The organism is Peptoniphilus genitalis, from assembly GCF_023614525.1.
Classification (GTDB): domain Bacteria; phylum Bacillota; class Clostridia; order Tissierellales; family Peptoniphilaceae; genus Peptoniphilus_A; species Peptoniphilus_A genitalis.
Map to the genome: position 1 here is coordinate 372165 of NZ_CP097885.1, position 26277 is coordinate 398441.

General features: G+C 33.0%; 22 protein-coding genes and 1 other annotated feature. Of the genes, 1 reads left to right on the forward strand and 21 read right to left on the reverse strand.

The genetic code is table 11. From position 1 onward, the window contains the following. The first annotated feature begins 452 nt into the window (after positions 1–452). Positions 453–746, forward strand: coding sequence for a hypothetical protein (locus tag M9426_RS01810; RefSeq protein ID WP_250342271.1), 294 nt, complete (start codon positions 453–455; stop codon positions 744–746). Between the two features lie 22 nt (positions 747–768). Here the strand turns inward: M9426_RS01810 and M9426_RS01815 are convergent, their stop codons facing one another. From M9426_RS01815 to rpoC, 21 genes are all read right to left on the reverse strand, one after another. Continuing rightward, positions 769–1701, reverse strand: coding sequence for a helix-turn-helix domain-containing protein (locus M9426_RS01815; RefSeq protein ID WP_250342272.1), 933 nt, complete (start codon positions 1699–1701; stop codon positions 769–771). Then, positions 1688–3097 carry an ATP-binding cassette domain-containing protein gene (locus M9426_RS01820; RefSeq protein WP_250342273.1) on the reverse strand — a complete coding sequence of 470 codons (1410 nt, stop codon included), beginning with the start codon at positions 3095–3097 and terminating at the stop codon, positions 1688–1690. Before M9426_RS01820 ends, M9426_RS01815 begins: the two co-directional genes overlap by 14 nt. Beyond that, positions 3091–3786 (reverse strand): energy-coupling factor transporter transmembrane component T family protein, encoded by a 696-nt coding sequence (locus M9426_RS01825; protein WP_060799693.1) that lies wholly within the window; start codon positions 3784–3786, stop codon positions 3091–3093. The genes M9426_RS01820 and M9426_RS01825 overlap by 7 nt, the downstream gene beginning before the upstream one ends. Continuing rightward, a complete protein-coding gene (locus M9426_RS01830) occupies positions 3786–4367 on the reverse strand; it encodes an MptD family putative ECF transporter S component (protein WP_250342274.1) in 582 nt (193 codons plus the stop codon). The genes M9426_RS01825 and M9426_RS01830 overlap by 1 nt, the downstream gene beginning before the upstream one ends. Positions 4368–4378: 11 nt before the next feature. Continuing rightward, positions 4379–6100 carry an ABC transporter ATP-binding protein gene (locus M9426_RS01835; protein ID WP_250342275.1) on the reverse strand — a complete coding sequence of 574 codons (1722 nt, stop codon included), beginning with the start codon at positions 6098–6100 and terminating at the stop codon, positions 4379–4381. After that, positions 6100–7845 carry an ABC transporter ATP-binding protein gene (locus M9426_RS01840; RefSeq protein ID WP_250342276.1) on the reverse strand — a complete coding sequence of 582 codons (1746 nt, stop codon included), beginning with the start codon at positions 7843–7845 and terminating at the stop codon, positions 6100–6102. Before M9426_RS01840 ends, M9426_RS01835 begins: the two co-directional genes overlap by 1 nt. A 259-nt stretch (positions 7846–8104) precedes the next feature. Then, entirely contained in the window at positions 8105–9448 is a 1344-nt protein-coding gene (brnQ, locus tag M9426_RS01845; RefSeq protein ID WP_250342277.1) for a branched-chain amino acid transport system II carrier protein, read from the reverse strand. A 57-nt stretch (positions 9449–9505) separates the two neighbouring features. Beyond that, positions 9506–9738, reverse strand: a binding site (T-box leader). A gap of 115 nt (positions 9739–9853) precedes the next feature. After that, the gene (locus tag M9426_RS01850; protein ID WP_250342278.1) at positions 9854–10606 is read right to left on the reverse strand and encodes a hypothetical protein; all 753 of its coding nucleotides are present in this window, start codon (positions 10604–10606) and stop codon (positions 9854–9856) included. Further along, positions 10590–11462 (reverse strand): ABC transporter ATP-binding protein, encoded by an 873-nt coding sequence (locus tag M9426_RS01855; RefSeq protein WP_250342279.1) that lies wholly within the window; start codon positions 11460–11462, stop codon positions 10590–10592. Before M9426_RS01855 ends, M9426_RS01850 begins: the two co-directional genes overlap by 17 nt. Before the next feature lie 166 nt (positions 11463–11628). Then, positions 11629–13050: a sensor histidine kinase gene (locus M9426_RS01860; RefSeq protein WP_250342280.1), complete on the reverse strand. Its 1422-nt coding sequence runs from the start codon at positions 13048–13050 to the stop codon at positions 11629–11631. Then, positions 13043–13720 (reverse strand): response regulator transcription factor, encoded by a 678-nt coding sequence (locus tag M9426_RS01865; protein WP_250342281.1) that lies wholly within the window; start codon positions 13718–13720, stop codon positions 13043–13045. Before M9426_RS01865 ends, M9426_RS01860 begins: the two co-directional genes overlap by 8 nt. A 196-nt stretch (positions 13721–13916) precedes the next feature. Next, on the reverse strand, positions 13917–14834 hold the full coding sequence (locus M9426_RS01870) for an RnfABCDGE type electron transport complex subunit B (protein ID WP_250342282.1): 918 nt from the start codon (positions 14832–14834) through the stop codon (positions 13917–13919). A gap of 9 nt (positions 14835–14843) precedes the next feature. Further along, entirely contained in the window at positions 14844–15422 is a 579-nt protein-coding gene (gene rsxA, locus M9426_RS01875) for an electron transport complex subunit RsxA (RefSeq protein ID WP_005955747.1), read from the reverse strand. Then, positions 15422–16018 carry an electron transport complex subunit RsxE gene (gene rsxE, locus M9426_RS01880; RefSeq protein ID WP_250342283.1) on the reverse strand — a complete coding sequence of 199 codons (597 nt, stop codon included), beginning with the start codon at positions 16016–16018 and terminating at the stop codon, positions 15422–15424. The genes rsxA and rsxE overlap by 1 nt, the downstream gene beginning before the upstream one ends. Before the next feature lie 11 nt (positions 16019–16029). Then, complete coding sequence (locus tag M9426_RS01885) at positions 16030–16614, reverse strand: RnfABCDGE type electron transport complex subunit G (protein ID WP_195445461.1); 585 nt, start codon at positions 16612–16614, stop codon at positions 16030–16032. After that, positions 16615–17619, reverse strand: coding sequence for an RnfABCDGE type electron transport complex subunit D (locus tag M9426_RS01890; protein ID WP_250342284.1), 1005 nt, complete (start codon positions 17617–17619; stop codon positions 16615–16617). An 11-nt stretch (positions 17620–17630) separates the two neighbouring features. Then, positions 17631–18965: an electron transport complex subunit RsxC gene (gene rsxC, locus M9426_RS01895; protein ID WP_250342285.1), complete on the reverse strand. Its 1335-nt coding sequence runs from the start codon at positions 18963–18965 to the stop codon at positions 17631–17633. Between the two features lie 390 nt (positions 18966–19355). Continuing rightward, positions 19356–19784: a MaoC family dehydratase gene (locus M9426_RS01900; RefSeq protein WP_005955636.1), complete on the reverse strand. Its 429-nt coding sequence runs from the start codon at positions 19782–19784 to the stop codon at positions 19356–19358. A gap of 20 nt (positions 19785–19804) precedes the next feature. Next, complete coding sequence (gene phaC, locus M9426_RS01905; protein WP_005955741.1) at positions 19805–20872, reverse strand: class III poly(R)-hydroxyalkanoic acid synthase subunit PhaC; 1068 nt, start codon at positions 20870–20872, stop codon at positions 19805–19807. Positions 20873–20931: 59 nt separating this feature from the next. Further along, the gene (locus M9426_RS01910; RefSeq protein ID WP_005955795.1) at positions 20932–22086 is read right to left on the reverse strand and encodes a poly(R)-hydroxyalkanoic acid synthase subunit PhaE; all 1155 of its coding nucleotides are present in this window, start codon (positions 22084–22086) and stop codon (positions 20932–20934) included. A gap of 593 nt (positions 22087–22679) precedes the next feature. Next, positions 22680–26267, reverse strand: a complete 3588-nt coding sequence (rpoC, locus tag M9426_RS01915) for a DNA-directed RNA polymerase subunit beta' (protein WP_148466222.1) — start codon at positions 26265–26267, stop codon at positions 22680–22682. Positions 26268–26277: the final 10 nt, after the last annotated feature.

Genomic DNA, 26277 nt, shown 5'->3' on the forward strand with positions numbered 1-26277 from the left:
TGCTGAAGATTATTACTCAAATCTTCAGACTGTTCTTAACTCAACTTACCACTGATTAAAAACAATTTGTTCTTAATGGAATCGCATAACAGTTAGCAATCTTATGTGATAAAAAGAGAATCACTAACCTATCAGAAAATAATCCAATTGCTTCACAAGTTATTCATATAGATATGATCAAAAAATGCGGCTATGATCTTTATTGGAATGCCGAGTATAGAAAAGCGATTGGCTCCTTATCCTAAACTATACTCAAGAATAGCTTTTGCCCATAAATTTGATAGATTGAGTAAAGACGAGATCCATCATATTCTCGAATAAAATGGGAAGAGTTAGGATTATATGTCCAGCTGAAAGTTTTTGCTAATTATGAAGCTGTAACTAGTATTATTAAAATTACCTGTGAAAATTTTCGGCTTATCAAAGCAATCTTCACCCTAATCGAAAAGATATTGGAAATCATTAATTTTGAAACTCTAGAAAATTACGGAGTCTTTGATGTATTCTCATCTGTTAGATTTGCACCAAGCCACAAGAACTTCCAACCTTGGAGATTCGTACTAAAGGGATCAGTTGTTGAAGCTTACATGGTAAAATCTGATGAAGACACAAGATCACTAATAGACATGGGCGTTATCCTTTTCTATATGGAAGAAATGCTAAAGACAATTGGTATCGAAAAGAAATGGACAATCGACCTAAAGGACGCAGGTAAATATTATTACATCGGTTCCTTTACTTTATAAAATTTAAACATTAAAAAGAAGCTCATTCACTTAGAGCTTCTTTTTTTCTGTATTCACTTGGACTTAGTCCCGTAAATTTTTTAAAGGACCTTGTGAAATTTGATGGACTTGTGAGACCAAGTTCCATAGAAATTTCTGTTATGTTTTTATCTGTCTTCATCAAAATTTCTTCTGCCTTCATCATCCTTAAATTGTTGAGGTACTTTATAGGAGTGTACTGAAATTTTCTGATGAATTTTTTATTTAGGTTTGACTTCGAGATTTTAAATTTCTTGGTAAGCAGGTCTAAGGTAATATCCTTGTCTAAGTTTTCTTTAATAAACTCTTCAATTAAAATAATTTCTTCGCTTTTTTCTTGCTTTTGATAAGATTTTCTTATTTCTGAAGTTTTTTCCATGGTAATATCGTAAATTAAATCCAGAGCCTTTATAGAAATACCCAAGATATCTTCACTTTTTAAGACCTGTATAAGTTCATTGGCCCTTTGAATTAGTCTTTCATTCCTATATACAAAACCCATATCCTTTATTGAATTTATTTTTTTCAAAAATTCCTCTAATATTTTACCCTGAAAGGAATCCTTATCTATCTGATTTTCAAAAATAATAAAGTTAAAGGCCTGAACCCTGTCCTTGGTCGTATAAGATTCCCTTGCATAGGGAAGGGCCTTGCCAATAAAAATTTCTCGAGTTATTAAAATTTTTGTATCATTGATATAGGTGAAGTAATTACCTTCATAGCTATAAGAAATCCTATAGCCCTTATTTCCCTTGCTATCAGAAGCTTGCACTTGATACTTTTCTCTTAAGTCAATATACATGAGCATAAGTCCTGGAAAAAGTTTATAATTTTTCATTTTATTTTTAGGATGGCTTATCCCTCGATACTCTATAAAATCATCATTATCATCGACGACTTCAAAGTCCCAAGAAGCTAAATAATTAGTATTTTTCATTTACAAACTCCAAAATATTTTCATCTGCACTCTTAATAAATTCATAATCGTGTGTGATTATAATAATTGTTTTGTTTTGCTTTTTCATTTCCTTTAAGAAGCTAATTAATTTTGTCATATTCTTCAGGCACAAGCCAGAAGTTGGTTCGTCTAACAAAACTATTTCCTTCTTGCTGGCAAGGGCTAGTCCAAGGGCAAGTCTTTGCTTCTCTCCTCCAGATAAGGCTTGCGGATGCCTGCCCTTCTTATCCCAAAGTCCCAAATCACGCAAGATTTTTTCCTTTAGAAGGTCATCATCTGATACTATTGACATTTCTGAGTAAACTGAATCTGTAAATAATTGATAGTTCACATCTTGCATTACAAGAGAAATTTTTTCATAGGGCCTTTTTATTTTCTCAGACCCATAATATAAATCTCCCCTTTGCCCCTTATTAAGTCCGCAAATATTTCTTATAAAAGAGGTCTTTCCTATTCCATTCTCTCCAATTATAAAATAAATCCCCCTGTCAAAGGATAGGTTAAAATCAAAAATTACCTTATCACTCCCCCTATACTTGCAAAAAAAGTTTCTACACTCCATTATTTTGTCATGATCAAAATTTTTATCAAAAAAAGATTTTTTTATGTATTTATCCTTATTCAAATCTTCCTTTTTTATTTCCTTTAGACTTCTCAGCTTATGATTTCTTATGAATTCATCATTAAGCTCTTCTCTTTCGTAGGAATTTATTTTTTTGTCCTCAATGACAAAGAGCTTATCCATTATGTCCCTTAGGTAGTAAAGCCTATGCTCTGCAATAATTATAATTTTTTTCTTTTCCTTTAATATCTCAATAATATTTTTTAATCTTTCAATGGATTTATTATCAAGAGAGGCAGAGGGCTCATCAAAAATATAAATTTCATTATCCATTAGGGCAACAGACGTAATTGCAACAAGTTGTTTCTCCCCACCTGATAATTTGAATAAATCTCTATCAAGTAATTTGTCTGTCCCAAAAATCCTTGTATAGTAATCTATTTTACTTAGTATCTCCTCTCTTTTTACATTTCTGTTTTCAAGAGCAAAGGCCATCTCATCACTTGAATTGATGCAGTAAAATTGATTTTTGGGATTTTGAAAAACTGTGGAAATATATTGACTCCTATCGCTTATACCCTGGTCAAATAAATTTTTTCCCTTAAATAAAAGCTGGCCCGAAATTTTCGCATTATTTACCTCTGGAATTATACCATTAATTAGCTTTATAAAAGTTGACTTGCCTGAACCTGACTGGCCACTTATTACATTTACACTTCCCCCTTCAAAGGAAAGATTAATATTTTCAAATATTGTATTTTCTTTGCCCTCATAATTTTCATAGGCCAAGGAAAGATTTTTAAACTCTAACATATTTTCACCCTGATGAATAAAACAATTATAAAAATTCCAAAGGCTATTAAGACATAATCTTGCAACTTCAAGCTTGCATCAGAAATAGATGACCTCTCTCCATCCACTCTCATTCCCCTTGTCATAGCTGATATGGCAACATCATCAGCAGTCTGTGATGTGATCATTAAAAGTGGAACAAATTTATATTCCAAAATCTTAGCAGGCTCTTTGAAAAAATTTTTCATACTTAGTCCATGCATATACATGGCCTCATTTATTTTCTTGTAATCTTCCTTTATTGAATAAAAAAATCTAAACATTACAGAAACTGGAATGATCAAAAAATTTGGCAAGTTTATTTTCTGCAAAGAGTAAACAAGATCACTCATTTTTGTTGTAACAAGAGCATAGTAACCCATCATAACCCCAGGCAAGATTTTTATAATAATTCCAACATAGAGGTTTAAAATCATTGTTAAAAAATTTTGCGAAAGATTCAGCAAGAGTCCTTGTGCTAGGACTGCCACAGAAGTATATAAAAGTCCCTTAATTAAAAGGGACCACTTTCTATCAAATAATGCAAGTATATAGGGAAAGATTGCTATTAAAATTCCAAGATAATAATATCTTCTTCCAAGAGAACCTTCAATGGCAGCAATCCCTATTACATTTGTTAAAAATATTTTTGTCCTAAAGTCAATTTTCATTAAGCCATTCCTGCTTTTTTGAAGTGCTTATTTAGAATTTTAATTCCAATAGTGCAACCTAAGTATCCACCTAACATACCTACTAGGACTACAGGTATAAAGGACCAAGTTGGCATAACAGATAATAGTTTTTCTGCATATTCTGCTCCGTAATCTTGGTCGATTAAAGATTGAACAAAGGCATCTCTGGCAAAATAAATTGGTATTAAATTTGCAGCTGCAAAAATCATAAAGACCATGTAGGTTAGTCTTGCAGTTTTTATTGACTTATAACCACCTTTTTTTAATATCATCTCGCAAATTAATGACAAGACAATTATGGCAGGAAGAACTATTGCCCCATGACCTGACATTGAAAATACAAGTCCAAAAACTATTCCCATTATTAAGACCATTCCAAACTTGTCTATCTTTGTTGAATAAAGCATAAAGACTGGCCCTGAAACCAAACCACAAGCAAAGGGAACTAGGGGCATAAGAACAGGAATAAAACCTATCATACCTCCACACCAAGTTGCCATTACAGTTAACAGTGAAAATACACCGGCATTTACTAAATCCCGAATTCCAAATTTTTTCATCTTATCTCCTCCTAATATACAAATTCTTCTGACTTCTTTGATGACTCAATCATCTTCTTGTAAGTCTTGCTTCTTTCTATTAGTTCTTTATGTTTTCCAAAGTCTTCAATTTTTCCGTCTTTCATAACAATTATTTGGTCTACATTTTCTATTGACTTCATCCTATGAGATATTATGATGACAGTTTTGTTCTTTGTTAATTTGTTCAAAGACTCTTGGATGTACTTTTCATTTTCCACATCAAGTGATGCGGCAATTTCATCTAAAAGAATTATTTCTGCATCCTTTAAGAAGGCTCTTGCTATGGAAATTCTTTGTCTTTCACCGCCAGATAAGTTGGAACCATTTTCGCCGATTTCTGTTTCATATCCTCTTGGCAATTTCTTTACAAAGTCATCGCAGTTGGCAAGTCTTGCTGCTTCAAGGACTTCTTCGTCACTGGCACTGGACCTGCCCAGCCTAATATTTTCCATTACCGATCCATTAAAGAGGGTTACATCTTGAAAGACCATGGAAATGTGTTTGAATAAGTCTTGTGTGGCAATATTTTTTATCTTCTTACCATCAATTGTGATTTCTCCAGAGTCGTAATCATATAACCTTGCCACTAGTTTTATTAGGGTAGACTTACCGCAACCAGATGGACCAACAAGGGCAGTAGTCTTTCCCTGCAAGGCCTTAAAGGAAATATTATCTATAACTTTTTTGTCATCGAGATAAGAGAAGGAAACCTTATCTCCTTTAATGTCAAAGGACTTCAAATCTGCTCTTTTTCCCCTTTGAATTTTTTCACTTCTAAGTGCCTTTATCTTTTCAACTGGCGAATCAATATACATTAACTCTCCATAAAATGCGTTGAATGCAGCAACTCCATCAATTAATCTTGCTGAAGCAAATAAGTAGCCTGCAAAATACAAGATATTTATTTCTCCATCTATCAAGCTATTTAATCCAACATATATTGCAAGGGCAAGGGATAAATTTGCCACAACTGTTGCAGAAACAATGGGGATAACTTGTGCCAGTTCTGTCTTAATATGCTCCTTTTCTAAGGACCTAACAAAGTCAACGCCACTTTTTTCCTTTTCTTCAGTCAAATTGTAAGACTTAATCTCTGTAGATAGGTCAATGAGTTCTTGAAACATCTTCGAGGACTTCCTTTGCTCCTTATAATAGGAACTTACTCCCTTCTTTTGAATCTTGCCGGAAAGTAAACTCAAAATAGCAGAAATATAAATTGGTACTATAACTGCAAGCCCCAGCTTTAAATTTCCAATTAGTAGCAAAATGGAAATAATAACTAGATTTATTATAAAGCCATAAAATCCTGAAAGTGCATGAGAAAGTGCATGTTCAATTGCTTCTACATCCTTCATTATTGTTTGAGAAAGATCTGTTAAATCTCTACTTGAATAAAAACTAAGAGGCAAGTCCTTAATTATTTCAGAAATTTCTATCCTAAGGTTTGCAGATTCCTTATAGGTTTCGTTGTAAGTTGTAATGTAATCCCTATTAATTACAAAAATCATAAGAAGGGCAATTATTACATAGGCGATGACTGAAATCCATGGACTAAAGTCTCCTAAATTTAACAAGCCTTGCATTACATACATAAGTAAGAACATAGGTAGCATATAAGAAAGGCTCTTTAGGCTAGAATATCTTATTGCAACAAGGGCACCCTCTGCCCCCTTGTCTGTAAGTCCAAAGCGATTTTTTAAATAAGTTTTCATCAATCAACCCTCCATTCATTTGCCTTCATATACATTTCCACAAACTTCTTATACTTGCTATCTTCCTTGTAAAGTTTATCGTGACTTCCTCTTTCAATTAGCTTTCCATCTTCGATTAAAAGAATTTCATCTACTCCTCTTATGGAAGTAAGCCTGTGGGCAATCATAATTGTAGTCCTGTTCTTTATTAATTCCTTAAAGGCTCTTTGTAGTTCATATTCGTTTTCGGGGTCAGCAGCAGCTGAGGCTTCGTCCATAATTATTATTTTTGGATTCTTTAAGAAAATCCTAGCAATACTTACCCTTTGCTTTTCTCCACCAGAAAGATTTACACCTTCTGCTCCAATCACTACATCATAACCTTCTTTGAATTTGTCTATAAACTCGTCACACCTTGCAAGTTTTAATGCCCTTAATACTTCTTCATCACTTGCATCACTCTTCCCAAGCTTGACATTTTCAAAAATGGAGATACCCTGGAAGAGCTGTGGGTTTTGAAAAACAATTCCTATGTTTTTCATAAGACTTTCCTTGTCATAGGAAGAAATATTTTTATTTCCAATTAAAATTTCTCCTGAGTCAACGGGGTACAGACCAGAAATTAATTTTGCAATAGTTGACTTACCTGAACCCGAACTACCCACCAAGGCATAGACCTTATCTTCTTCAAGACTTAGAGAAAAGTTATTTAAAATTTTATTTTCTCCGTCATAGGAGAAGTCTACATTCTTAAATTCAATATTCTTGTTTAAGAATTCCCTTTGGCTTCCAAATTCTATTTCCTTCGCCTTCATCTCCTTGAACAAATTTTCAAGATTATCCACAGCAGAATTTGCCTGGAAGACAAACATAGATACATACATAATTTTCATTGTGTTAGAAAAGAATATCCCCATGAATAGAGTAAAAAATAAAATTTTTGCCGCCCAAAGACCAGGATCAGCTCCCCTATTAACCATAAAGATTCCCAAAAATATTGGCGTAATTATAAAAATATTTAAAAGCCATTGGAATATGACATAGGGAACCCTGCAAGACATAGAATACTTATAGACCATGTCCTTATAAACAAGAATCGAATCATAAAGTTTTTTAAAACCGATTAAGGGTGCATTAAAAATCTTTACTACAGGCATAGCCCTTACATACTCAACTGCACCCGCGTTCATTTCATCAAGCATATCCATGTACTTCTTCATAAAGGACTGATCACCCATCATATTTTTTACAAGGACTAAACTTATTAGGACAATGACAATAAAAAATATTCCAAGGTATAAATCCAATAGGAAGGTCAAGATAATCATAAGTATAGGAGTCAAAAAGGCTGCTGTTTGATCTGGAATTAAATGAGCCACAATCATGTGAGTTTGCTCCACATTGTTGTCAATTATTTTTCTCACTTCTCCAGAATTATGTAGGTCAAAGAAAGTATTAGATGCCCTAAGAAGATGCCTTATACCTCTTTCACGAAGACGCGTTTCAAGTCTAAAGCCTGCCAAGTGACTCATCCAAAGACCCATAAAGTATAAAAGACCATAGGCAATAAATAAAAATAAAATTTTTATTGCAAGACTTCTTTCTTCTGATAAGACCCCACCAGTAAATACATTCTTTAGCAAAATCCAAATTAAATAATAGGCATAAAATTCTAAAACAATGCCCAAGGTCGTAAGTAGACATGCAAGAATACCGTGAAGTTTTCTCTCAGGTATGTAGGAAAATAATTTTTTGTATAATTTCAAAATATAACACCTCTCTTTATTTAATATCAAGTCAATTGATAATAATTATCGAGATTATTATAATATTTCTTTTTTCAATTTTCTTAACAAAAATACTTTTCTATTCAAAAAAATTTTTAATTATATTCAATTAGAATTTATTTGCCATATTTCTTTTTCATCACAAGCATCTAAAATTTTTTTGATCCTCTTTGCAAGAAAGCATAAAAAAAAGTCCCACATTAATCATGTGAGACCGTTTTAAAGTTTCTAAATTGTTTTACATATAATTTTCTGCTTTTACACTAGCCTTTGATGGTGATACTAATCTTGAGTATCCTTCAACTAAGACTACAGCAGCAAGACTTGGTAGGACCCAAGACAAACCACTTGATGCCATTGGAAGGCTTGCTTCAAGCTTTGTCAATAGAGGCAGACTTAGATTAAATGTTGACTTGGCAACAGATACAAGTGGTAGACAAACTGCAAAGAAGGCTGATGCCTTATAAGAAAGTCTTGAGTAACCAACAAAGTCATGCGTAAATCCTAAAAGTATTAAGACTAAGGCAACTGGATATATAACAGTTAGTAGTGGCACTGATAAAGCAAGAAGTTTATTAAGACCAAAGTTTGCCATTACAAAGGAGAAGAAGGTCCAAAGGAAAACCCATCTGCCATAAGACATCTTGCGGTTAAATAGGGTGCAAAAATATTCAGATCCACTTGATATTAAACCTATACAAGTTGTTAAACAAGCAAGAGTAAATATTGAAGCCAAAAGAACTAAACCAAAGTTGCCAAATACAAGCTTAACAGCTTCTGTAAGAACAACTGCACCATTTTCTACACCAGCGAAGGCCTTTGAAGTAACCATACCCATTGTTGAAAGCATTAGGTAAACTACAAACAAAACACTACCTGCAAGTAGACCAGCCTTAGCAGTATAAGAAGTAACAAGCTTCTTATCTTCAACGCCAAATCTTCTTATAGCAAGAGTGACAACAAAACCAAAGTTAAGAGCTGCAACTGCATCCATAGTGTCATAACCTGCAAGGAAACCAGCAACAACTGGAGCGTCTTTGTAATTTCCACTTGGCATCGCAGGGACCTTTGGTAGAGTCATAACTTTTGCAAACATTATAAATATTAAAAGCAAAAGTGTTGGAGTAAGATATTTTCCAACTCTTGCAACTAACTTGTTAGGCTTTAAGCAAACCCACATTGCAACAGCAAAGAATACAAATGTATAGGCAAGTCTTACAAGAGATAGGTTAAAAGTTTCTGGTACATAAGGTGCTATTGCCATCTCAAAAGGAACAGATCCAGCTCTTGGTATTCCAAGACCAGGTCCTATAGAAAGGTATATTGCAGTAGTAAAAACTAGGGCGAACTTTTCTCCAACTCTTGAAGATAAGTTTTTAAGTCCGTCAGTCTTGCCAACAGCTATAGTTCCAAGGACTGGGAAGATAATTGCAGTAACAGAAAAAGCCAAAAGGGAAATTAAAGTTTTATTCCCTGCTTGATTTCCTAAGAATGGAGGGAAAATTAAATTTCCAGCTCCAAAGAACAATCCAAAGAGCATTATGCTCACTTGAGTAAACTGACTTCTTGATAAATTTTTCATTCTTTCCTCCTAAATTTTAATTTTATAAATAAAAAAAGTCCCTTGTCTAAATAATAGACAAAGGACGAATTATCGCGTTACCACCTTAGTTCCTACAAATATGTAAGCTCTCTTAACAAGCATCAATCAATGCCGAGTATAGATAACGCCTACTAAAGCGGCAAATCTTACTAAGGTTCAGACTTGCATAAAGAAAAAGGATTTTCGAATTTATCTCCATTATAGGCTTTCACCAAACGCCTACTCTCTGAAAACTTTAATAAACCTACTCGTTTTTTCCAATATTTTTTATAAATAAAATTATGATTTGCATTAAATTATAGGGAATAAAAAACATCTTGTCAAATACTTTTTTAAAAATTCGATAATAAAATTTCTTAATATAAAATATTTCTTATTTAGTTCTCATAAGTCACTCTTCTTAAATTTTTTAATTCCTAAAAAAGAAAATAGAAATATTATTCCCCAGTTAATTATCATATACTTAACAAAAGTTATTGTATTCCAATCATTTAAAATTTTATTGAGATAATAAAATGGGGACACCAATTGAACTTTAGGAAATTCTTTCAAGTATATTAAAATTATAAAAACTATTATAAATATTCCTATTGAAACAAAAGGTTTAAAATTCATACTCAAACTTTGAACCATGCTTATTGCAAAAATGTATGAAGACCATAATGAAATAATAATTAAGGTATCACTTATCCATCCTTTACTTACAATGCTACCACTTGCAATTTTTAATTTCGATATAAAAATGTAATAGCAAAATATAGAAAATAAAACAAATAAGCATGTAATCACCGTCCAGTAAATAATTTGAGTATATAATTTAGCTCTATAAATTCTACCTCTATTATTTATCCTTGTGAGCATTATACTTATACTATCATTTTCTATTTCTCCCCTTAATATATTTGAACTGTTTATTGCTAATATAATATAAACAATAAAAGCCATATATATAAAAGTAAACATATCCTTGGCAAAAGAAAGTCCATTAACAAGTTCACTACTATTGTAAGTAATAATATTTGAGTTTCTGTAAACACCTATTGAATACAGTAATGGCATCAAAAACATAAAAAATAAAATTAAATTTTCTTTTCTTTTAACCTGCTTACCAATTTCAAATTTAATGATTTTCAACATTATTATTCACCTCTAGCATCTTTTCTAAGGGATTCATGACCTTTTCAATTCTTGTTATTTCTGTTATTTTTGTAATATTCTTTATCTTGTCATTAATATTTCTTTCTGTGACTTCAACTGTAGTTGAATCAATTTTTTTAGCTATAGAATTATCAATTCCACTGCTATCTTTAACTTTTATTATAATCGAACTCTTTATATCTAGATTTCCATCATAAATTTTTCTTCCATTTCTTATTACAACCAATCTATTACACAAGGCTTTAACTTCATCTAAATTATGATCCGAAAATACAACTGCCATTTGATTTTTTTCTACCATTTCTTTTACATATTCTTTAACCATATTTCTTCCATTGACATCAAGACCTACAAAGGGTTCATCTAATAACATAATTGATCCTGAATTTAGTATTGCCTGTGCAAAACCTAATCTTTGTTTCATCCCAAAGGAAAATTCTTTTATTTTCTTGTTCTCAACATTTTTAAGACCAACTATTTTCAAAACATTTTTAATTTTTTCATTTACAATCTTTTTATCACTTATTCCGTTCAAATATAAAATAGCCTTTAAATTTTCATAAGTATTAAGATAATCATAAAAACCAGGGTTGACAGAAATTCCGAATTCTTTTCTACATTTAGAGTCAATTCCTATTTTTTCACCATCATAAAAAATTTCTCCTGAATCTGCTAAAATTTTCCCAGAAACTGTGTCTAATAAAGTTGTTTTCCCAGCACCATTAATTCCTATTAGGCCTACAATTTCACCTTTATTCAAATTCATTGAAAAATCAAATAATCCTTTTCCATTGCCATAATCTTTTGTAATGGATTCTAACTTCAACAGTTCCATAATAATCCTCCTTATCACTTATTTACAGATATGATAACAAATAAGCATTACTCTCATGCTATTCTAATCTTTCTCTAATGTTAATAAACCTTTCAGCAATATTAAATATTTTAAAATTAAAAATCAATAAAAAAAGATCTAGAAAAATAACCTAGATCCATATGTCTTAATTTAATTTATTTAATTCTATTATAAAGCTTTTATTGTAAAGCTCTGTATTGTTTTGATTCAAAAATATTTGTCCATTATGTTTCTCTACAATTTTTTTCGCGATAGATAAACCAAGCCCTCTATTTTTATTAGATGTATTTCTCGAAGTATCATTAGTAACAAATGGTTCAAAAATATTTTTTGCCAACTCTTCATTTATTTTATTTCCGCTATCTCCAATAATTAGTTTAACTTTCTTGAAACAGTTTTCTATAGAAAAATACACTGTAATATGTTTTTCATTATGATCAATTATATTTTTCATCAAATTTTTAAAAACTCTAGAGAATATGTTTTGATCAATTTTTACATATAATTTTTCATCCGGAATGTTAATTATTACATTCATATCATTTTGCTCAAATATAGGTAAAAAATCTATTATTGCTTTCCTTGTAAATTCGCAGAAATCAATTTCCTCAAGATTTAAATTATATGAATAATCCTCGTACTCTATAATTTCTGATAATTCGTTTAACAAAGAGTCTATATTTGATGCATTTTTGTTAATGGATTCCAAATATTTTTTAGAACTTTCTATTGGAATTTTTCCATTAATTATTGCTTCTGAGAAACCTTTAATAACAGTAATTGGTGTCTTAAAATCATGCCTTATATCAATAAATAACTGAATCCTTTTTTTATCATTTTCAAGTCTCTCTTTTTGAAATTCTCTTAAAGATTTCACAGTCGAATTAAACTCATTTTGAATAAAAACAAATTCAGTAATATTATTGTATTCTTGTTTTCTTAAACTAAATGAATAGTCTTCTTCCTTTAACTTCTTAAAACCCTTTTCTAATTCACTTAAAGGATTATATAATTTCTTATGCAATACTTTCGAAAATATCAACACAACTATAAAAGTTCCTAAAATAAATAAGATCACTTTTAGTGTCAAAAATAGAAGAAATAACCCTGAATCTTGCATGCCCGGAGTAACAAACACCCTATTAGTAATATATTTTGTTGGTAAAATAACAACTCCATATTTATTTATTCCATTTTTTTCTATATTTTTCATAGATGCAAAATAAGTTCTTCCTTTGTATTTAAAGGTGCCTTTATTTAGATTTACAATATCATCAAAAGAATAATCTTTTGGAACATTATTATCTGATACATAGCTCAAAGATAAATCATTATTTAATATTAGTATCCAGCCATCAAGCTTTTTAATTTTATTCTTATTCTTACTTAGATCCTCATTAAAAATATAATCTGCAGAATACTTATAAGCAATATTTGAAAATATTTTATTCCCAACTACTTCCAAAATACTTGAAGTTAAGATGTTATATACATATACAATAAGAACAATGGATAGTATGCTTATGAACAAAAACTTGTTGAATGTAATTTGTTTATTTTTACTCATTAAATTTATAGCCCAATCCCCTTATTGTTATAATATGTTTCTTTTCGCAATCTCGATCTCCAATTTTATCTCTCAATCTACTAATATAAACTGAAACTATATTATTATCATAATATTCATTGTCATTCCAGATTCTTTCTAATAAAATATCAGTAGTAAATACCTTATTCATATTTTTCATCAAAAATTCTAATAATTTATATTCTTGACCTGTAAGATCTATAATTTTTCCTGAACGAAATACTTCACAAGTTTCAATATTCAATTCTAAATTCCCTGCTTTTATAATCTTATTATTATTTTTTGAATCAACTCTCCTCAACAATGCATTGACTCGTGCAAACAATTCCATAGGATTAAATGGCTTAACAACATAATCATCTGCACCCTTATCTAATCCGAGTATGATTTCAAAGTCAAGATTTTTAGAAGATAATATTATAATTGGTATATCACTTGTTTCTCTAATTTTCTTTAATACTTGATAACCATCTAATATTGGCAACATCAAATCTAAAATTATCAAATCAAATTTTTCTTCATCAAATAATTTCAAACCTTGTTTGCCATCTTTTGCATCGTAGATTTTCATAGATTCAGGCTTATATAATTTTATTAAGTCAATAATATCTTCATTGTCTTCTATAATTAGCAATTTAATTTTACTCATAAGCGCATCTAAAAATTTCCCTCATTATTACTATTTAAAATAACTCAATTATTTAAACTAATTATAACATATATAAATTTTAATAACTTCACTCGTATTATCTTGATTAATAAATTTATTATAAAATTTGCACAAGAAAAAACTGCCGCTTTCACACGACAGTTTCGATTTGAATTTGAAATTTGAAATTTAAAGTTTAAGCATTAACTTTTTCTTTTTCTGCTTCTGCTTTTTTAGCTTGGGCTTCTGCAAGTTTTGCTTGTCTTTCTTTTTCTTTCTTTTCTTTTTCCTTTTGTTTCATTTTTTCCACTCTTTCAGGATATTCACAATAGATTGCTCCTGTTGGACATTTTGAAACACAAATTCCACAGTTGATACACTTGTCATAGTCAATTGATGCTAGGTTGTTTTCTACATGGATTGCATCCTTAGGGCAGTTCTTTTCACAGATTCCACATCCTATACAACCGATGCTACAGTTATTTCTAACAACTTTTCCTGAATCAAGTGACTTACATTCTACAACTGTTTTTGATTTGTAAGGTCTTAGAGAAATAATTTTCTTAGGACAAATGTTGATACACTTCATACAAGCTACACATTTTTCCTTGTCAACTACTGCTACTCCGTTAACCATATGGATGGCGTCGAATTCACATACGCTTACGCAAGTTCCTCCACCGCAGCAGCCAAAGTTACAAGCTTTTGCTCCTTGTTGGTAGTCTGCCATAAGTCTACAGTCAACTAGGTCATTGTAATCGTATTTATTTTTTGCCTTATTGCAGTCACCTTGACAGTGTACTACTGCAACATTTCTATCAACATTTCCTGCATTGACACCCATTATTGTGCTGACTTTTTCAGCTGTGTCTGCACCACCAATTACGCAACCATTTACTGGTGCTTTGCCAGAGGCAATGGCTTCTGCAAGTCCATCACAACCTGGGAAACCACAAGCTCCACAGTTTGCGCCTGGAAGGGCATCTCTAACTTCTGCTACCTTTGGATCAACTTCTACATAAAAAACCTTTGATGCAATGGAGAGTATTACTCCAAAGAAGGCTCCCGCAATTCCTAAAAAGATCGCTGGGGTAAGTATTGTACTAAGTTCCATAATTACCTCCTATACCAATCCGCCGAAACCTGAGAATGCTATTGCCATAAGACCAGCACTCACAAGTGCAATAGGAACACCTTGAAGTGCCTTAGGTACATTTGCTAGCATAAGTTTTTCTCTTAGGGCTGCTATTAGTACTAAAGCAAGTGTGAAGCCTATAGAAGCTCCAAATCCACTAAAGATTGTTTCTATTAAGTTATATCCGTTTTGCACGTTTAATACTGTTACACCAAGTACAACGCAGTTTGTAGTAATTAGTGGAAGGTAAACACCCATGGCTTGGTAAAGTGAAGGTGATGACTTCTTAATAAACATTTCTACAAATTGTACTAGGGATGCAATTACAAGTATAAATGCAATTGTTTGTAAATACTCAAGTCCAAATTTGTCTAATACAAAAATTTGAATTAGCCATGTTATTGCAGATGCAAGTACAACTACAAAGGTAACGGCTATACCCATTCCAAGGGCAGTCTCTGTCTTGGAAGATACACCTAAGAAGGGACAAATTCCTAAGAACTGAGCAAAAACATAGTTATTTACAAGTATTGTTGAAATTAAAATAGTTAAAATACTTTCTAACATTAGTCTGCCCTCCTATTTAATAATATTTTAAATCCTGCTATTAAGAATCCAAGAAGTATGAAGGCACCAGCTGGAGCTCCCATAAGACCAATTCCTGGATAGGCTTCTGGCAAGATTTGTTTTTCAAATAATGTTCCGTAACCGAAGAATTCACGTACAAGACCCATTGCAAGAACTGCAATTGTGTAGCCTACTCCTGTTCCTATTCCGTCAATTATTGATGGGATAAGTTTGTTCTTGTAGGCGAAACCTTCTGCTTCACCAAGTATACAGCAGTTAACTACGATTAGTGGTAAGAAGATACCAAGTGCTGCATAAATTGATTGGGCATATGCTTGAAGGATCATTTGTACTAATGTTACGAAAGTTGCAATTACTACGATAAAGCAAGGAATTCTTATTTTATCGGGAATTACATTTCTAAGGGCAGATACTACACCGTTACTCATTATAAGTACGAAGGTAACTGCTATACCCATTGCTAGTGAGTTTGTTAAACTGTTTGTAATAGCCAGTGTTGAACAAAGTCCTATAAGTTGTATGAATACAGGATTGTTTTTGAAAGCACCGTCTAAAAATACTTTAGATAATTTCATTTTAAACCTCCTTATTCATTCTTTAGAACTTCGTCATAAACTTTAATGGCATCGTTGGAACCTGCAAGTGCTCCCTTAGAAGAAATTGTTGCTGATGTTAGCCACATAACTTCATCTTCGGCCTTTGGATCCTTAGAAAGTTTTAAAGGACCTGCTGCAGATTTCCCTTCGTATGATGGATAGTATTCGTCAGTTGTGATTCTAGAACCAAATCCACTTGTTTCACCATTGGATATATTTCTAAATCCAGCGATTTTATCGCCATCAAGTAGGAACCCAAGAGCGTTAACCATAGCTCCACCATAACCATTTGATTTTACGTTTACACCATATCCAACAACATCTTGTCCCTTTTTGGCAACAAAGATTTTTTCTATGTTTGGATATTTTTCTTTTATTGCATCTAATTTAGCTTGATCGTATTCTTCAAAACTATCTGCAGCATCACCAAAAATAACCTCATAGGATGCAAGTGTATTTTTAAGTTCAGTTTCTGCAATTACTGGAGCCGTAAAACTATTTACAGCTGCAAGAAGACCTGCTGATAGGGCACAGAATACTAAAAGTATTATTCCAAATTTTACTGGTTCTTTCATTTACTTCGCCTCCCCATATGCACTTGATACTGTAAGTTTGTCAATTAATGGTGTTGCGAGGTTCATAAGACATATTGCGTATGAAACACCTTCTGGAAGAGATGCCTTAACCCTAATAACTGCAGTTAAGATACCACATCCAAGGGCAAAAATAATTCTTCCCTTTTTGTTTATTGGGTTTGTAGTGTAGTCAGTTGCCATAAAGATAGCACCAAGTAACAAACCACCTGCAAGTAGTTCATAAGGTATTAGTTCCATTGGGATTCCAAGAACAAATAGGCACACTGCAGTAGTTGCTACATAGATAACTGGAATTTCCCAAGTAATTACCTTTCTTGCTACTAGGTAAACAAAACCAATTAGAAGTGCAATTGCAGAAGTTTCTCCTATTACACCACCAATATTTCCCATAAACATATCTCCCAATGATGGAAGATTAGTAAAATCGCCAGAAGCTATTATTTGAAGAGGTGTTGCAAAAGATATTCCATCCACTGCTGCAGATGATGTTGTAATACCTTGCTTCAATATTTCTGGTGAAATATAATCTGTAATTTGTTTTGGCCAAGATGTCATAAGTACAAGTCTTGCTGCAAGGGCTGGGTTCATAAAGTTAAATCCAATACCACCAAAACATTCTTTAACTACTAATATTGCAAAAACTGATCCGAAAGCTGCCATCCATAATGGGAAAGACTCAGGCATGTTAAGTGCAATCAATATCCCTGTAACAACAGCAGATAAATCAGCGATTTGTACAGTTTTCTTTAGGCATTTTTGTGTAATAAGTTCAGTAAATACACAAGCACCGATACATACTGCTAAAAGAGCTATAGCTCTTGTTCCAAAGAAATAAACAGAAGCAATCATTGCAGGAACAAGTGCAATAATAACATCAAGCATAATCTTTCTAACAGTGTCGTTTGACCTAATATGAGGTGCTAGTGAAACAAAACGTGCCTCATTTACTGTCATCGGATCTTTATTAATTTTATTATTTTCCAAATTGATCCCTCCTATCTCTTTTGATTAGCTCTGATTTCTCGTTTAGCTAATTTAATAGATGCTGTAAGATGTCTCTTAGCTGGACATACAAAGGAACATATACCACATTCCATACATTGGTCAGCATGAAGAGTCATGCATAAGTCCACATCGCCCTTTAAAATCGCATGATTAATATCAGTTGGATTTATATGAGCTGGGCAGTGATCAACACATCTTGAACATCTAATACATGGAGACTCAATTCTTTCTGTGACTTCTTCTTCAGTGAAAACTAAAATACCAGAAGTAGTTTTAGTAACTGGAGAGTCAAGATTAAATACGGACTTACCAGTCATAGGACCGCCACAGATGATTTCCTTGAAGTTGTCTTTTACTCCACCACAGAAATCTAGGATATCTCCCACAGGAGTACCTATTTTAACGAGAATATTCTTAGGTTCCTTAATACCAGAACCAGAAACAGTTATAACTCTTTCATAGGAAGGCTTTCCTTCGATCATAGCTTCGTAGAAGGCTAGAGTAGTACCAACATTTGTTAGGAAAACTCCAACATCATTTGTTACACCATTTTGTGGAACAATTCTTCCAACAACTGCTTCAGAAAGTCTCTTTGAATCACCTTGTGGATACTTAGTTTGGCATCCAACAACCTTTAGGTGCTTCCAGTTAGGATTTTCCCCAATAACTTCTTCCATCTTAGCAATTGCATCGGGTTTGTTTTCTTCAATTGCCATATAGGAAGCTTCTTTGTTGTAATAATATGAGAAAATGTCTAGACCTTCTAATATTTCTTCAGTTTTTTCTAGCATAATTCTATGGTCACATGTAAGGAAAGGCTCACATTCTGCACCATTGATTATACATTCATCAAGAACTGGATCTTCACTCTTTAGCTTAGCGTGAAGTGGGAAACCAGCTCCCCCCATTCCTACGATTCCCTTTTCTTTAATAAAAGGAATTAGATCGTCAATTGGATGATCCTTGTAATCCTTAAAAGACTTTAGATCATCAGTCATTTCATCCTTGCCATCGTTTTCTATAACGACGCAATCACAATACCTTCCATCAGCTGTATACATTTTTTTAATCTCTTTAACTGTACCTGATACAGAAGAGTGTATAGCTGCTGAAATAAAAGCATCAGAATTCCCAACAATTTGGCCAACTTTAACAGAATCGCCCTTAGACACAACAGGTGAGCATGGCGCTCCAATGTGTTGTGACATAGGTATGTAGGCAATCTTTGGACTTGGCATCCTCTCAATTGCGATTTTTTCTGTCAAAGTTTTGTGTTCGTCCATGTGAACTCCACCTACGGAAAAAGTGAGATTTCTTGAACTCATAAAACTTCACCCCTTATTTGGCATATGCCTATATTTTTACCATTTGTTATAATTATAACACTAAATTTTATTAAAGTACATTATTCTACTGAAAAAATTCAATTTGGGAAATCTTTATCATTCTTTAAAAATAGTCATTCTTGACAGGTTGATTTTGATACCAGCTATCAAAATCACCTTCATTAAAAACTTTATTTTTCTTTAATAGTTGGCTTCTTTGTATATAAAATTAGGCTGATAAATTTAAATACGAGCAATATTATCAGAAGATTTTTTCTTTTTAGTCTTTAACAAATAGTCCATAATTCTATAAAATCAAATATCCTAATTTAAATTTTACTCAAATATAAAAAACGACGCTATGTAATATAGCGCCGTCCTCTTATATTGTTATTCCAGTGGAGCTAAAACTAAAGCCCTACCCTCTATTACTGTTTGTCCATGTTGATTCACGCAAACTGTGTCCATAATTACCCTGTTTGTGTCAGGAAAGATTTCTTCCACCGTGCAAGTTGCTGTAATAGTATCCCCAAAATGAACTGGATGTGTAAATTTAAGATCTTGATTTAAATAGATAGTTCCTGGTCCAGGAAGTTGGGTTCCTAATACTGAAGAAATAAATCCTGCACTAATCATACCGTGAGCAATACGTTTTTTAAATCTTGTTTTTTTAGCAAACTCTTCATTGATGTGGGCAGGGTTAAAGTCACCAGATACTCCAATGTAGTTATAAACATCTGCCTCTGAAACAGTTTTTGTAAAGCAAGCGCTTTGTCCTACCTTCAATTCATTAATAGTTTTTCCCTTTGTGTTATCCATATGTCACTATCCCTTCTATTTTATTTTGAGTGACTCTTTAACCAGTCCACTACAGTTGGTGCTACTTCTTCTTGACTCCTTCTACTTACAAACATTCCAATATGACCTGTAGGGAAAGATTTAGCTGTGTAGTCTTCGCTTCCCACATAATCTCCAATTGGAATAGATGCAGCATTAGGCACTTGGTTGTCTCTTTCTGCATAAAGATTTAGAACTGGCTGAGTGATTTTTTTCAAATCTACTTTTTTACCACCAACTTCCATTTCGCCTTTAATAAGACGATTTTCTCTATACATTGCGTTTAAGAATTCCTTATAAGCCATTCCAGCTTGTCCAGGGCTGTCGAAAATCCACTTTTCCATAGTCATAAAACTTGAGAGATGTTCTGGATCGTCTAAGTCATTTATAACATCTACATATTTGTTCACCATAAGTGATAAAGGTTTTAAAGTTAGGAAACCTGTATTCATAAAGTCTCCTGGCACAACTCCATAGGCTTCTACCATCCTGTCTGGGTCTAAATATTTTCCCCACTTGAAAAGAAGTCCGTCATCTGTAGAGAAGTCTACAGGTGTAACCATAGTTACAAGATTTTTAACCTTTCCTGGATGAAGAGCTGTGTACATCAAACTAAAAGTACCACCTTGACAGACACCAAGAATATTTATCTTATCTGCGCCACTTTCTTTTCTTATGTGGTCAACAACATCGTCAATATAAATATTTATATAGTCATCTAAAGAGATATACTTGTCATCAGCTGTAGGGAAACCCCACTCTATTAAATATAAATCTAGTCCGCTGTCCACTAGTTTTTTAATAAAAGACTTGTCCTGACCAATATCCATCATTGAAGGAGTGTTCACAAGAGCATAAACAATTAGTGTTGGAACCTTATTTACACTTCTTGTAGATTTGTTATAATGATAAAGTTTTAATTTATCTTCCTCGAAAACAACTTCCCTTGGAGTTTGATTAGCGTGATCATTAGTTGCACTAATCATACTCTCATAACTCTTTAGAAATTTTTCTTGAGCCTTTATCCCTTCTTCAATGGATGTCTTTATATCAAAAAAATCTTTGTACATTTTCTCCTCCTTTACCTAATCTATCTCAAAGTTTATTGCGATAATTTTTTAATCCTTCCTCAGTCTTTCTTACCCTTCAATTCTTCCAATTCTTTCTTTAAGGACCTAACTTCACGTCTCAATTCGTAAACATTCTTATAAACATTATCTACTTCAGACTTTGTAACAATTGGAGAATCGCTAAGAGATTTTTCAATTAACTTGTCAAATTCAATTTTAAAAATCATATAAGAATCTGCTGCCTTAGCAATAAGCTTTGAAAACTCATCTGTATAAAAATATTTTTCAATGGCATTTTCAACATGCTTTGACCACATCTTATAAAACTCATTGAAAGTTTTTGGATCTTCACCTTTATCAACTGCTTCAAAGTATTCTTCAAAAACTTCTTGGGAGTTCTTGTATCCAACAGACAAAGATTTTGTCATAAATTCTGAGACAGAAATTAACATATCAATCATAGAATCTACAGCCTTATTGTTTTGCTCAAGCATTTCTCTTGAACTTCCAACTACAGGAGATTTTACTAAAATTCCAAAAGTTTTATTATAGGCATCCTTCCATTCTTTTAAAGAATCTGATAGCTTCATAGGATCCTTGTATATAGCTTCCATGTAAATATCAGCTATATTTTGGTAGGCAAAGGACCAAGGACCAACAAAATTTTCTAAAGTTTTTAAGTAAGTATTAAAGTAACTTTGAGAGTTAATCATCAAGCCTTGAATTTCTTTAGGCAAAAGTGGAATTAAATTATTTGTGAAAATTTCATTAAATTGATTTACTAACTGGTTTAGATTTTCTTTGTAGATATCACTTCCAGATTTTAAATAATCATCGTTGAACTTTTTCCATTGTTCATAAACACCAAGGTACAATTTGTTAGAGTTAAGAATTTTTTCAAAAACATCTCTAGTACCTGCTCCCATCATTTTGCTAGCATCAAAAGGATTATAATATTCCATCATCTTTGTCCAAGCTTCGTAAGGACTATTCATAAATGGATTTTCTTGACTTGAATTTTTAACCATATCTTCCCAACCCTTCATCCATGCTTGTTGGAACTTTGCCCAATCTTGATATTTAGTAAAATCAAAAGCATTGCCTTGCGCATTTTCATTTTCAGGATCTCTCTTTGGCAGAGCATCCATCCATGCCTTCATCATTTCTTGACTTGTTTTGAACATATCATTCCAAGCGTTGTTGTTCATTGTCATATTATCCCCCTGTTTTCTAAATTTAAATTTACTTTTGTAGTTTATCTTATTAATAAATTACCCACTTTTTTATATTGTAAAACAATAATATTTGGTTTTGTTAAATTTTTATTAAAACTTATGTAAAATTTATTACTTCTTAGTCTTTTGTTAGCTTTTGATACCTTATAACTTTTTAAAAAACCATGTCTTAGTAATTTATAAAAATTTTTCTTTTGCCAGCTTATAAAAGTTTGTTAGTCACTAAACAAATGCAAGTCTTTGATGATTCGCTTGTTGATAAATAAATAGAAAGCTACAAAACCTTACTTTCTTATGCTTTAATGCAAGGCTATGAAATTTTATTAGCTTATAATTTAATACAAGGCTGTAAAAATATCTTAGTTTATTATTTAATACAAGCTTGAAAAAAATTCTAGCTCCCAATAACTTAAAAGCTTATAAAAATTTTTCTACTTCTATGTAATGACAAGCTTTTAAATTCTTACTAACTTTCAATTAATTAGTGGCTTCTTAGCAGCAACAATATTATTTTAAAAATTTGCACAAAAAAAGTAGGCCTATCTCTAAGCCTACTTTTAATTTATAAAATTTTATTCTTCTTCAACTGTTTCAAGTTCAACTTTTATGTCATCAGTTGTGATAACTTCAGAGTCTTCTAGGATATTATAATCTTCTCTTAGGCTTTCGTCGATTCCAATTTGAACCTTAGAATTAATACGAGCACCTGTACCTGCTGGTATAAGTTGTCCAATTATAATATTTTCCTTTAGACCTTCAAGCTTATCTTCCTTACCCTTGATTGCTGCATCAGTAAGAACTCTTGTAGTTTCTTGGAAGGATGCTGCTGATAAAAAGGATTCTGTTGCAAGGGAAGCCTTTGTGATACCAAGTAAGTTAATTTGACCAATTGCTGGTTCCTTACCTGCTTCAATAGCTTCTTTGTTTGCTCTCTTGTAGTCAACAACATTTACAAGTGATCCTGGAAGTAAATCTGTGTCTCCTGCATCTTCTATCTTGCACTTTGATAGCATTTGTCTAACAATGATTTCAATGTGCTTGTCGTTGATGTCTACCCCTTGAAGTCTATAAACTCTTTGAACTTCTTTTACAATGTATTCTTGTACACCCTTTTCGCCCTTAACACGTAGTAAGTCTTGTGGATATACAGAACCTTGTGTAAGTTCATCTCCTGCTTCAACTTCGTCGCCAGCCTTAACCTTTAGTCTTGATCCATAAACGATGTTGTAGGAGTCTACTGTTCCATCTTCAGCTGTAATAAGAACTTCTCTCTTCTTGTTAGTTTCTTTAATGTCAACTACCCCAGCACGTTCTGCAATAACTGCAAGACCCTTTGGCTTTCTAGCTTCGAAAAGTTCTTCAACTCTTGGAAGACCTTGAGTGATATCAGCAGCTGCCGCTACACCACCAGTGTGGAAAGTTCTCATTGTAAGTTGTGTACCCGGTTCACCAATTGATTGGGCAGCTATTACTCCAACTGCTTCACCAATTCCAATGTGTGATCCTGTTGCAAGGTTTCTACCATAGCAGTGGGCACAAACCCCAGTCTTACTCTTACAGCCAAGGATTGATCTAACCTTAACTTCTTCTATTCCTAGAGATTCAATTAGGGCTGCGTCGTCATCAGAGATAGCTTCGTTTGCTCCAACAATTACTTCTCCAGTTTTTGGGTTAACTATATCTTCAAAGGAATATCTTCCTTCGATTCTATCTGCAAGAGATTCTATTAATTCTTTTCCATCTTTAAAGGCTCTAGCTACAAGATATTCATCTGTGCCACAGTCTTCTTCAGAGATAATAACTTGTTGTGAAACGTCTACTAATCTTCTTGTCAAGTAACCAGAGTCAGCAGTTCTTAGGGCTGTATCGGCAAGACCCTTTCTAGAACCGTGGGCTGACATGTAGAATTCAAGTACTGAAAGACCTTCTCTAAAGTTTGAAGTGATTGGAACTTCGATAGTTCTACCTGAAGGTGATGCCATAAGTCCACGCATACCTGCAAGTTGTCTGATTTGGTTCTTAGAACCTCTGGCTCCAGAGTCTGCCATGATGTAGATGTTGTTTAGGGCATCGAAGCCGTCCATTACATCATCAGTTAAATCATCTGTTGCCTTGTTCCAAATTTCAATTACCTTTTCATATCTTTCTTCATCAGAAATAAGACCCTTTCTAAAGGCTTTTTCATACTTAGCTACTTCTTGTTCAGCTGCTGCTAAGATTTCTGGTTTAGAGTCAGGAATTTGTACGTCACCCATTGAAATTGAAATAGCTCCAATAGTTGAGTAATGATATCCTGTTGCCTTGATGTTATCAAGAAGTTCAGCAGTTTTTATATTTCCATGCTTTTTATAAGTTTTTTCAATTATTTTTCCAAGAAGTTTCTTGTCTACAACTTGGTCGATTTCAAGTGAATATTTATCTTCATCCCTGTTAACAAAACCAAGATCTTGTGGGATAAATTCATTCATAATAAATCTACCAACAGTTGATGGGACAATTTTACCCCTCTTGTCATTTTCATCTGCATATCTTCTTACAGATACCTTTGATTGAAGGTGTAAGAATCCTGATTCATAAGCGTGGAACATTTCATCATAATTTCTATAAACTGATCCGTCGCCCTTTAGCTTATCTTCTCTCATAAGAGTTAGATAATATGAACCAAGAACCATATCTTGTGTAGGAGTAGTAATTGGCTTACCATCCTTTAGAGCCAAGATATTATTAGTTGAAAGCATTAATAGTCTTGCTTCAGCTTGTGCTTCAGTTGATAGTGGTAAATGGACAGCCATTTGGTCACCATCGAAGTCGGCGTTATATGCTGTACAAGAAAGTGGATGAAGCTTAATAGCCTTTCCTTCTACAAGGATAGGTTCAAAGGCTTGGATACCAAGTCTGTGAAGTGTCGGTGCACGGTTAAGAAGAACTGGGTGATCTTTTATAACTTCTTCAAGTACATCCCAAACTTCTTCTTTTCCTCTTTCAACCATTCTCTTTGCAGATTTAATGTTGTAAGTTAGACCTCTAGAAACAAGTTCCTTCATTACAAAAGGTTTAAATAGTTCTAGTGCCATATTCTTTGGAAGTCCACATTGGTAAAATTTAAGGTCTGGTCCAACTACGATTACAGAACGACCAGAGTAGTCAACTCTCTTACCAAGTAAGTTTTGACGGAAACGACCTTGCTTACCCTTTAACATTTCTGATAAAGATTTAAGTGGTCTGTTTCCAGGTCCAGTTACAGGTCTTCCACGTCTACCGTTGTCAATAAGAGCATCTACAGATTCTTGTAGCATTCTCTTTTCATTTCTAACGATAATGTCTGGAGCATTTATGTCCATTAACTTCTTAAGTCTGTTGTTTCTATTTACAATTCTTCTATATAAATCGTTTAAGTCACTTGTTGCAAATCTTCCACCATCAAGTTGTACCATTGGTCTTAGGTCTGGTGGTATAACAGGGATTGCATCAAGGATCATCCATTCAGGCTTGTTGTCTGATTGGATAAAGGCATCAATAACTTCTAGCCTTCTTGTGATTCTAATTTTCTTTTGTCCAGTTGCATCTTGGAGTTCTTCTGTTAGTTCATCATTTTCCTTTTGAAGGTCAACTTTTTCTAGAAGGTCTCTAATAGCTTCTGCACCCATCTTTGCAATAAACTTGTCCCCATATTCTCTCTTGAATTCCCTATATTCAATTTCTGATAATAGTTGTTTTTCATAAAGAGTTGTTTCGCCTGGTTCAACATAAGTTACTACATAAGATGCAAAGTAAAGCACCTTTTCAAGGGCCCTAGGGCTCATGTCTAGTACAAGACCCATTCTTGAAGGGATTCCCTTGAAGTACCAAATGTGTGATACTGGAGCAGCAAGTTCAATATGACCCATTCTTTCACGACGAACCTTAGCCTTTGTGACTTCAACGCCACATTTTTCGCAGACTACTCCCTTGTATCTTACTCTTTTATATTTTCCACAGGAACATTCCCAGTCTTTAGTAGGTCCAAATATTTTTTCGCAAAATAGACCTTCTTTTTCAGGCTTTAATGTCCTGTAATTTATAGTTTCCGGTTTTTTAACTTCTCCATAAGACCAAGATCTGATCTTTTGAGGTGAAGCTAGTCCAATTTTTATTGAATGGAATAATTCATGTTCGCTCAAGGAGCACTTC